Genomic DNA, 11,232 nt, shown 5'->3' on the forward strand with positions numbered 1-11,232 from the left:
AAACCAAATACTAAACTGCCTTCATACTCAAAGCAATTCTTTTTCTGGCGATATCAACTTCCATTACTCTAACTTGTACTTGTTGTTGTAATTTCACAACCTGATTTGGGTCGGAAACGTATTGGTTGGCTAATTGGGAAATATGAACCAAACCATCTTGTTTTACGCCAACATCCACAAAACAACCAAAAGCAGTAATGTTCGTAACGATACCTGGAAGTACCATTCCTTCATATAAATCTTCTACTTTCTTCACATTTGCATCAAATTCAAAAGCTGTTAATTGTTCACGTGGGTCACGAGAAGGCTTTTCTAATTCTTTTAAAATGTCTTGAAGTGTCAGTAAACCAATTTTGTCGTTGGCATAAGCATTCAGATTTAATTGTTTCCTAAGTTCTGCTGAACTCATTAAATCTTTCACAGAACACTTCAAATCCTTTGCCATTTTTTCAACAATTGGATAGGTTTCTGGGTGAACTGCTGAATTATCCAAAGGATTTTCTGCATTATGAATTCTCAAGAAACCAGCACATTGTTCAAATGCTTTTTCACCTAAACGAGCTACTTTTTTAATTTGCTGACGAGATTTAAACTCCCCATTTTCTTGACGATACTTCACAATATTCGCTGCTAAAGATGGTCCCAATCCAGCAACATAACTCAATAAATGTTTTGAAGCGGTGTTCAAATTTACGCCAACGGCATTCACACAACTTTCAACGACTGTATCCAATGTTCCTTTCAGCATCGATTGGTCAACATCGTGTTGATATTGCCCAACGCCAATTGATTTTGGGTCGATTTTTACTAATTCTGCCAAAGGGTCCATCAATCTTCTTCCAATAGAAACTGCTCCACGAACGGTTACATCTTTATCTGGAAATTCTTCACGAGCGATAGGAGAGGCGGAGTAAATGGAAGCGCCTTGTTCTGAAACTACAAATATTTGTGGTACTTTTTTGAAAGCTAATTTCTTGACAAAATCTTCAGTTTCCCTTCCTGCTGTACCATTTCCAATCGCAATAGCATCAATTTGATACTTTTCTGCAATTGTTAAAACAGTATTTTGTGCTTCAATAGACTTGTCGAAAGGATAAATGACTGTATCATGCAATAAATTTCCTTGTGCATCTAATACAACAGTTTTGCAACCAGTACGATAACCGGGGTCGATAGCCAATACTTTTTTCTGACCCAGTGGCGAAGCTAATAATAATTGACGAAGGTTTTGCGCAAAGATTTTAATGGCTTCGGTGTCTGCTTTTTCTTTTGAAAAACCTGCAAATTCATTTTCAATAGAAGGTTTCATCAATCGTTTGTAGCAATCTGTGATTGAATCTTCCACGATTTTTTTTGCATCTGGTAAGCCTTTCAAGAAAATTCTGTCCAATGCACCCAAAGCATTGTCTTCTTCTGGAGAAATACTCACACTTAAAAAACCTTCTTCTTCGCCACGACGCAAAGCCAATAAACGGTGTGAAGGAACTTTTTTCAAGGGTTCGTAGAAATCAAAATAATCTTTGTACTTGATTCCTTCTTCTTCTTTGCCTTTTTTTACTTTGGCATAAACCATTGCTTCACGCTCAAATACTTTTCTAACCGCATTTCTTGCCTCCACATTTTCGTTAATCCATTCTGCAATAATATCTCTTGAACCTTGCAAGGCTTCTTCTACATTTGCTACTTTATCGTTCAAATAAGCTTCGGCTTTTTTTAGCACATTAGCCTCTTTTTGTTCAAAAATCAATTTTGCTAAAGGCTCTAAACCTTTTTCAATTGCAATACTTGCTCTTGTTTTACGCTTTTGTTTGTACGGCAAATAAAGGTCTTCAAGTTCTTGTAAATAATAGGCATTGTTAAGCTTTTCTAACAATTCTGGCGTCATTTTTCCTTGTTCTTCAATGGATTTTATGATGCCTTCTCTGCGTTTATCTGCTTCTTTGAGTTTGCCTAAAAGCTCTTTAATATCAAGAATTTGTACTTCATCTAAACTTCCCGTTGCTTCTTTTCTGTATCGTGCAATGAACGGAACTGTTCCACCTTCCTCTAATAAATTAATTGTATTCTGAACTTGTGTTTGATTTACGCCAACGGTTTTGGCAATAATAGAAAGCTGTGTTTTATTCATGAATTTGTATAAAATATAAACTTGTCGGAACAGTGATTAATACTTATCCAACAAGGTTTGAATCTTGTTTTTGGTCAAATAATAGTTGATTTGAAAGCTTTTTTTCGAAATGTTGTTGCGTTTTTTGTGTGCTAAAATACGGATTTGTTTTATTCATTCCTCAACATTTCGATATGTTCGATGCCGTCTTCTAAATAAATTTCACTAACTTGTTGAAAGCCAAAAGATTCATAAAATTGCTTTAAATATAATTGTGCGCCGATTCTGATTGGACTACCCGCAAATATTTCTTCCATCATTTCAATTGACTTGAGCATTAAAGTTTTTCCAAATCCACCGCCACGAGCCAGAGGAGAAGTAACTACTCTACCAATCGAGGCTTCTTCGTATGAAATACCGGGTGCAATTAGGCGAGTATAGGCTACAATTTTTTGGCTACTGGTATCAAAGCCAATAAAATGAAAAGAAATCAAGTCTTTATCATCTAAATCTTGGAAAGGACAATTTTGTTCAACAATAAAAACCTCATTACGAAGTTGTAGAATTTGGTATAATTCGATTGTAGTTAAGTCTCTGAAATGCTTGAGGTACCAGTGAATGTTCATTATGAAATTAGTTTTGATGAGTAATTGATACAATCGTGAATATACAAAGTTTATTATCTTTGTAAAACTCAAACTTTCAAATATGCTAAATAGATTTATCTGGATTTTATTGCTGCTGTTTACTTTCCAAGTAGGGAAGGCACAAAATTCGCTTCCTGAATACGAGTTAGCTTACAAAAAAGCATTAGAATTATATAAAAACCACGAGTACGAAAAAGCTAAAATTGCCTTCAGTAATCTATCCAATAATCAATTAGGAACTGTCTTAGTACCTAATTCTTTCTATTTTTCAGCATTAAGTGCGATTCATTTGAAAGAATATTCTGTAGCGAAAACTACTTTGAAGAATTTAATGGTGACTCACCCCACTTGGACTGATAAAGCTGAAATTAACTTTTTGTTAACCATGTTAGCTTTTGAAGAGAAAAAGTATGTAGAGGCTTTTACGATTGCTCAGAAAATCCCTGCCGATTCCCTACAAAATGATTTGACGGAAATGAAAACATTTTATGTCCGTCAGATTGACAATTCTAAATTAGTCCAAGAATTATCTAAGAAGTTTCCCAACGAAACTATTTTGTCGGATAAAGTGCAACAAAATATCGTCATTAATACTACTTCAGCAGGTGTTACAAAATCAAGAACAACCAAAGGTTATTTGAATTTTGGATTATTATTGCCCGTTGAAGTTGCTAATATGAGTGCTGATAAAATCAGAAGAAATCAGTATGCTTTGGATTTATATCAAGGTATGAAATTGGCAAAAAATCAATTATTGAAAGAAGGAATTACCTTGAATTGTTTTGTTTATGACATGACAAACGAGCCTGATGAAATGCTTGAATTAGTCAATAATCGTTCTTTTCAGATGATGGATTTATTGGTTGGACCACTTTATACCGAAACCAATAAAATTGCAACAGCTTATTGTGATGCTAATCAGATTCCGATTGTGAACCCGATGTCGAACAATCAAAAGATTTTGAATGATTATAATTTGTCTTTTTTAGCACAACCTTCTTTAGTGATGCAAGCTACCAAAGCGGCAGATTTTGTAAGCAGACAAGCATTTATGGGAAGAAATACCGCTATTTATTATTCAGATGTTCAGAACGATTCTATCATGGCGGTAAGCTATCGTGAACAAATGGAAAAGATTGGTTACGAAGTAGTGAAGTTCGAGAAAATTAAATCTTATTCCGAGGACATCATCAGTAAATTACCTGAAAAGAAAATAAGTCATATTTTTATGTCAACCTCTGATAAAAAAGCGGGACTTTCGATGATTACGGCTTTGAATAAAAAAGAAATAATGGCTCCACTTGTTACTACGGCGGAGGCTTTTAATACCTATAATTTGAGTAACGGTACTTTGTCGGGAAGAGAAATTTATTGTATCAATCCAGAATTTATTGATAATGATAAACCAGAAGTAGATAGTTTTCGTAAAGATTATTTAGCAAAGTATGGTGTAATTCCTTCGTATTATGCTTTTCATGGTTATGATTTAGCACTTTTCTGGGGAAGGTTATTTGGCAAAAATGGTTATAACATTCGTAAAGGCTTGGATACTCCAGCTACTTATAACAATACTTATTCTTTAATGGGTTTTAATTATTTCAAATCACAAGACAATCAAATTTGTCCAATTACTACTTTAGATAATTTTAAGTTTGTATTGGCGAAGTAGGTTTTTTAGAAACAAGATACAAGAAACAAGATTGAAGAAACAAGATTCAAGAAGTAAGAGGAAAGAAGTGAGATATTAGATACAGGAGGTAAGATGCAAGAAACAAGATTTGAGAATTGATGAAATAAAAAGCTATAAAGTAAGATTTATCAATCATAATTTGATTATTAATCTCTAATACATAATCTAAAAATTATGTCTTTTCTCTTAAATCCTGTTTCTTTTCTCTTGCATCTTGCTTCTCCACAAAAACAAAAACAATGACACAATCAGAACAACTTTTTCAAAAAGCTAAAAACTTTATTCCGGGAGGCGTCAATTCGCCAGTGAGAGCATTTCGTGCGGTAGGAGGAAACCCAATTTTTATAAAATCAGCAAAAGGTGCATACTTACATGATGAAGATGGTAATTCATACATAGAATTAATTAATTCGTGGGGGCCAATGATTTTAGGTCATGCCCATGAATTAGTAGAAAAAGCCGTTTCAGATGCGATTCAAAGCGGTTTTTCGTTCGGAGCGCCAACACGTAGAGAAGTAGAAATGGCAGAATTGATTTGCTCAATGGTTCCATCAGTTGAAAAAGTACGCATGGTAAACTCAGGAACAGAAGCAACGATGTCGGCAGTAAGAGTTGCCCGTGGTTATACTGGAAAAGATAAGATGATAAAGTTTGAAGGAAACTATCATGGACACGGAGATTCATTCTTGATTGCCGCAGGCTCAGGTGTAATGACTTTTGGGAGTCCCGATTCACCAGGCGTAACAAAAGGCGTAGCCAACGATACTTTAACAGCTCCATATAATAATTTAGCAGCCGTTCAAACCTTAGTAGATGCCAACAAAGGAAATATTGCTTGTATCATTCTTGAACCCGTAGTCGGAAATATGGGTTTGGTAAAACCCGTTGAAGGTTTCTTGGAAGGTTTAAGAGCAATTTGTGATAAAGAAGGAATCATTTTGATTTTTGATGAAGTAATGACAGGCTTCCGTTTATCAAAAGGAGGTTTCCAAGAACGTTGTGGCGTTATACCAGACATGACGACGATGGGAAAAATCATCGGCGGAGGAATGCCAGTAGGCGCTTATGGCGGAAAAAAAGAAATCATGGATTGTGTTTCACCAGCAGGACCAGTATATCAAGCAGGAACATTGTCAGGAAACCCAATTGCAATGGCAGCCGGTTTAGCAATGTTGAATCACCTAAACGAAACGCCTTCGGTTTATACCCGTTTGGAAGAAGTAGGTACAAAATTGACCGACGGCATGAAAGCAAACATGAGTAAATTAGGCTTGAATTATACCTTAAATCATGTTGGTTCAATGTTTACGCTATTCTTTACCGACCAAGCCGTAAACAATTTTGAAGATGCGAAAACATCCGACACTGTAGCATTCGGAAAATACTTCCAAGCCATGTTGAAAAGAGGAATTTACTTAGCACCATCGCAATATGAAGCCATGTTCCTTTCAACAGCCTTGACAGATGAACATATAGCAAGCATTTTACAAGCCAATTATGAAAGCTTACAAGAAATCCAGTAGCTCGGATTTCCAATCCGAGAAGATTTTACAATCAAAATACTTGATGAAATGGTCATCTAGTAAACTGAAATAGGCATCTAGTAAGATTAAATGAGCATCTAGTAAACTAAAATACTCATCTTGTTAGATTGAATAGACATCTAGTAAACTAAAATACTCATCTTGTTAGATTGGATAGACATCTAGTAAACTGAAATGGTCATTTAGTAAGATTGAATGAGTATCTAGTAAACTGAAATACTCATCTTGTTAGATTGGATAGACATCTAGTAAACTGAAATGGTCATCTAGTAAGATTGAATAGGCATCTAGTAAAATAATAACTGTAGGTCGGGTTTTCAACCCGACTTACCCCAAAACTTTCTAAACAAGAATTTTTTTGGAAATTCATCCTTGTGAACGACCGCAATGTAACTCTTCATCGGCTTAGAAACCCGATTTACGGTTTTGATTATCAACTCGACCTACAGATTTTATGGAAAATAGCAAAAAAATATTACTCATCGAAGATGATAAAAGGGTTTCTGATAGTCTGAGAAATGGATTAGAGAAAAAGAATTATATCATCGAACCCGCCTACGATGGTTTTATGGGTGCTAGTTTGGCTACTAATAATACGTATGATTTGATTTTGTTAGACGTCAATTTGCCTTTAATGAATGGGTTTGAGGTTTGTAAAATTATTCGTCAAAATAATATTCTTACACCGATTCTGATGCTTACGGCGATGGGAGAGGTAGATGATAAAGTAAAAGGCTTAGAAGAAGGTGCTGACGATTATATGGTTAAACCTTTTGAATTTAGAGAGTTAACCGCTAGAATTCAGGCATTGATTCGACGTGCGAACCAACTGCAAGAGGTGAGTACGGAGATTTTACGAGAAGCCAATTTGGCGATGAATCTAAGAAGTAAAACTGTAAGCCGAGACGAGCAAATTATTGAACTAACAGCCAGAGAATTTGAACTGCTGGAATATATGCTCAGAAATAAAGGTAGAGTATTATCCAAAATGGATATTGTAGAAAATGTTTGGGATTTGAATTTTGATACTAGTACCAACATCGTTGAAGTATATATTAATTACCTTCGTAAAAAGATAGACCGAGAGTTTGAACCTAAACTTATTCATACCAAAACAGGCTTAGGATATGTATTAAAAACCCTGTAATTAGCATCTGCAAAATAAACTACGTTCTTGTATGTATAGTGTTGTATTAAACTTCAAAACTCATCACTCAGAATTCATCACTTTAAATAATACATGCAAATTCGTTATAAAATAGCCATTCAGTTTACCATCATTGTAGCGATTATCTTGCTGATTTTCTCTGCCATAGTTTTTCTTCGGGCAGAAAATCAACGCAAAAAAAACTTTTACGACCGTCTCCAAGCTCGTTCAAATACAACCGCTCGTTTGTTGGTTGATGTCCAAGAATTTACACCCAGATTATTGAAATTAATGGATAGTAATTCGTCTTTGCGTTTATCTGACGAAGAAGTATTTGTCTATAATTTTAGAAATGAACTTTTGTATGCCAATGTAGAAAAGCGAGCAGATTATCTCAATAACCATCTATTGGAAATGGTTCGAAAGGAGGGAAGAGTAACTTTTGAAAGTAATCAAAGACAAGTAATTGGGATATTATTTGAAGGGAAATTCGATCGTTTTGTAGTATTAGCTTCTGCGACTGATAGTGTTGGAATTGAACAAAAAGAGAATCTTATCAAAACCTTGGCAATAGGTTTACTGTCGGGAATACTTATCACAATAGCTTTAGGAGTGTTTTTTGCGAGTCAAGCTCTGAAACCGATACAATCGGTAAATGAAGAAATTTCTAGAATTACGGCACATAATCTTAAAAAGAGATTAGATGAAGGCAATGGTAAAGATGAAATTGCAGCCTTGGCGGTAAATTTTAATAGTATGCTTCATCGACTAGAAATGGCATTTATTCAGCAAAAACAATTTGTGTCACAAGCTTCCCACGAACTCAGAACGCCCTTGGCTGCTTTAAAAACTGAAGTACAAGTAGGCTTGGATGAAGAGTATTCTGCAAAGGAATATCAACAAATCTTAAAGAATATTTTGAATGATACCGAAAGACTTATTCAATTATCCAATGGTTTACTACAATTAGCAAAAGCCACAGATGATGGCGAAAAATTTACTTTTGAAGTACTACGGACGGAAGATATTTTATTGAATGCCCAGAAAACTGTACAACAAATTCATCAAGATTATCGCATTACTTTTGATTTTGAAATCATTCCAGAAGAAGATAACCTTACTTTAATTGAAGGAAATCAGGTTTTGTTAGAAAACCTATTCGTCAATCTGTTGGAAAATGCCTGTAAATACTCTGCCAATCAACAAGCTAATATTTTGCTAAGTTTTGATAAAAAGTATTGTATCGTAAAAATTCAAGATAAAGGAATTGGTATTTCAAAAAGCGATTTGCCCAATATTTTTAATCCTTTTTATCGTGCCAGAAATACCAATAATATCAAAGGTTTTGGCGTGGGTTTATCGGTAGCGAAACATATTATTGAACTTCATAATGGCATCATTCAAGTAAAAAGTAAATTGAATTTAGGAACAGAATTTGTCGTGAAAATTCCTCATCAATGATTTTTATACTTTCTAATCAAATTCTAATGTTAGATTAAGCTCTTCTTAAGATTAAAACGAGACCTTTGACGTACAAACAGTGTTCTTCATATTTGAGATAACGATTTAAGATTTGACATACATGAAATAATGATGGGATTTCTGTTATAACGTAGTAGAATAATTTGATCTGTTAAGGAATCACCGTTAGTTATGCTGACGGTGATTTTTGTAAATAACCATACTAAGAAATATTAACTAAGAAATATTAACCAAATTGATATATACTTAAACCACAACGATGCAAACTTTACTGATTCTTACTTTTGTAATTGGCTATTTGGCAATTGCTTTTGAACACACCATTCACCTCAACAAAACGGCAACTGCATTAATCGCAGGGGTATTATGTTGGACTATCTACATTCTTTTCGACCATGAACCTGCTAAAGTTGGCGAAGAATTATCACATCATTTAGGCAGTGTTTCCGAAATACTTTTCTTTCTTTTAGGGGCGATGACTATCGTGGAATTGATTGATTCTCATTATGGTTTCAAGATTATTACCGATAAAATTACCAGTAAAAACAAAGTCACTTTACTTTGGATTATTAGTTTGATTACCTTTTTCTTGTCGGCCGCTTTAGATAATCTTACAACAGCCATTGTGATGGTTTCTGTGTTGAGAAAACTGATTAGAGATAAAGAAACAAGAATGTTTTTTGCAGGAATTGTCATCATCGCTGCCAATGCAGGTGGGGCGTGGTCACCGATTGGAGATGTTACAACTACAATGCTTTGGATTGGTGGACAAATTACGGCAACTGCCATTATCAAAGGATTGCTGATTCCGAGTTTAGTTTCGCTTTTTGTGCCATTGATTTATCTTTCGTTTACGATGAAAGGAAATATTCAAAGTGTTTCATCATCATCCAAAATTCAATCTGAAGAAAGTATCTTTTTAGCTAGAAAGCATTCTATGATTATGCTGGCTACAGGTTTAGGAATGCTTTTATTCGTGCCAATTTTTAAGACGATTACTCATTTACCTCCTTATATGGGCGTATTGTTGGGTTTAGGAATTGTTTGGGTTGTGTCTGAAATACTTCATCACGGCAGAGATGATGCTGAGAAAAAACCTTTCTCAGTTGCTCATGCACTTAGTAAAATTGACTCTTCAAGTATTTTATTTTTCTTGGGGATTTTGTTAGCGATTGGCTCTTTAGAAGCAACACATTTATTGACAGGTCTTGCTACTTGGATGGATAGTAGCATTGGCAATCAAGATGTGATTGTGTTTGCTATAGGTTTGGCTTCGGCAGTGATTGATAATGTACCTTTAGTGGCGGCATCAATGGGCATGTATGATTTGGCAAATTTCCCAACGGATTCAAAACTTTGGGAATTTATGGCTTATTGTGCAGGAACAGGAGGAAGTATTTTAATCATTGGTTCGGCTTCGGGAGTAGCCGTCATGGGAATGGAAAAGATAGATTTTATGTGGTATTTAAAGAAAATTAGTTTACTGGCTTTTGTGGGTTATTTAGCGGGAGCAATTACTTATTTGATTCTTTTTTAATTGACAATAGAATAGCGAGTTGTGAGTTTTATTCACAACTCGCTATACCATAATTGTGATTGTTGCTACCACAGAATCATTTTCTTGCGTTAAAGCAAAAGATGCTTTATCTTGAAAATTCAATAATAAACGTTTTTGTAAATTCTTCATTCCAACGCCTTCATCACTTGCTATACTTGTAATTTTTCCTGTATTGATTACTTTTAAAGTAAAAACATTCTGACTATAATCTGAAACGATTCGCAATTTTCCCCCTAATTTATTCTTACCAATTCCATGTTTAATGGCATTTTCTACCAATAGTTGTACCGACATCGGAGGAATACTTAAACTAAGGGTTTCTGGTTTAATATCGAAAGAATAATCTAAACGCTTTTCATACCTTATTTTTTCTAAGAAAAGATAATCTCTGACTAAAGTCAATTCCATAGACAAAGGCACCAATTGCTGATTGCCCATACTCAAAGACGTTCTCAGTAATTGAGAAAGCTCTGTTAAAGCTTGACGAGCAAGTTCTGGGTCGAAAATCGTAAGTGCTTTAATACTGTTGATAGCATTAAAAAGAAAATGTGGATTAAGCTGATTTTTCAGGTTTTCAAGTTCGGCAGTTTTCAAGGACATTTCAGCATTTGCCAATTGTAATTCCTTTCTTTGTGCTTTTCTGTTACTTAAAAAAAGATGAAAAAACAGAAACCAAATAATAACGTAGCGAACAGATTCTATAAAGAATTGATAATAATCATAAGGTTCTAAAGCAATGCCCATACTTGGTTTTCGGTAACGTTGAAAACCAAAAAAGTAATCAATCAAGAAAAAACCTAAGCCCAAGAGTAAGGAAGAAACCAAAGGGAAAACAATCATTTGTCCATTTTCACGGTCTTTATTAAGATATGTTTTTGCATAAAAGTGCGTAAAAAGAAGACCTACCAAGAAGTTAATCGTTAAGTAGGAACCCAATTGCATGGGCTGTTCAAAGTATTTTGTTGTCGGTTGTCTAAGAACAAGTGTCGTAAAGAGCCACCAAGAAATTTGCATTATCCAGTAAACTCGGTAGGAGAAAAATTTCATATTAGATGTA

The 11,232-nt window shown here is 34.6% G+C and carries 8 protein-coding genes; 5 read left to right on the forward strand and 3 right to left on the reverse strand.

Translation table 11 applies throughout. The annotated features are described in order from the left end of the window. Positions 1–10: 10 nt before the first annotated feature. The gene (locus VB798_RS12555) at positions 11–2,128 is read right to left on the reverse strand and encodes a Tex family protein (RefSeq protein WP_323258815.1); all 2,118 of its coding nucleotides are present in this window, start codon (positions 2,126–2,128) and stop codon (positions 11–13) included. 149 nt (positions 2,129–2,277) lie between these two features. Then, a complete protein-coding gene (locus tag VB798_RS12560; protein WP_323258816.1) occupies positions 2,278–2,733 on the reverse strand; it encodes a GNAT family N-acetyltransferase in 456 nt (151 codons plus the stop codon). An 82-nt stretch (positions 2,734–2,815) separates the two neighbouring features. On the opposite strand from VB798_RS12560, the gene VB798_RS12565 reads away from it, so the two are divergent. From VB798_RS12565 to nhaD, 5 genes are all read left to right on the forward strand, one after another. Next, positions 2,816–4,423 carry an ABC transporter substrate-binding protein gene (locus tag VB798_RS12565; RefSeq protein ID WP_323258817.1) on the forward strand — a complete coding sequence of 536 codons (1,608 nt, stop codon included), beginning with the start codon at positions 2,816–2,818 and terminating at the stop codon, positions 4,421–4,423. Positions 4,424–4,683: 260 nt separating this feature from the next. Further along, positions 4,684–5,967: a glutamate-1-semialdehyde 2,1-aminomutase gene (gene hemL, locus VB798_RS12570; protein WP_323258818.1), complete on the forward strand. Its 1,284-nt coding sequence runs from the start codon at positions 4,684–4,686 to the stop codon at positions 5,965–5,967. Positions 5,968–6,442: 475 nt separating this feature from the next. Then, the gene (locus tag VB798_RS12575) at positions 6,443–7,135 is read left to right on the forward strand and encodes a response regulator transcription factor (RefSeq protein WP_323258819.1); all 693 of its coding nucleotides are present in this window, start codon (positions 6,443–6,445) and stop codon (positions 7,133–7,135) included. Positions 7,136–7,228: 93 nt separating this feature from the next. Then, entirely contained in the window at positions 7,229–8,596 is a 1,368-nt protein-coding gene (locus tag VB798_RS12580) for a HAMP domain-containing sensor histidine kinase (RefSeq protein WP_323258820.1), read from the forward strand. A gap of 280 nt (positions 8,597–8,876) precedes the next feature. Further along, positions 8,877–10,154, forward strand: coding sequence for a sodium:proton antiporter NhaD (gene nhaD / locus VB798_RS12585; RefSeq protein WP_323258821.1), 1,278 nt, complete (start codon positions 8,877–8,879; stop codon positions 10,152–10,154). Between the two features lie 42 nt (positions 10,155–10,196). On the opposite strand, the gene VB798_RS12590 is transcribed toward nhaD, so the two are convergent. Then, entirely contained in the window at positions 10,197–11,222 is a 1,026-nt protein-coding gene (locus VB798_RS12590; RefSeq protein ID WP_323258822.1) for a sensor histidine kinase, read from the reverse strand. Positions 11,223–11,232: the final 10 nt, after the last annotated feature.

Origin of the sequence: Arcicella lustrica (assembly GCF_034930985.1) — a bacterium.
Classification (GTDB): Bacteria; Bacteroidota; Bacteroidia; order Cytophagales; family Spirosomataceae; genus Arcicella; species Arcicella lustrica.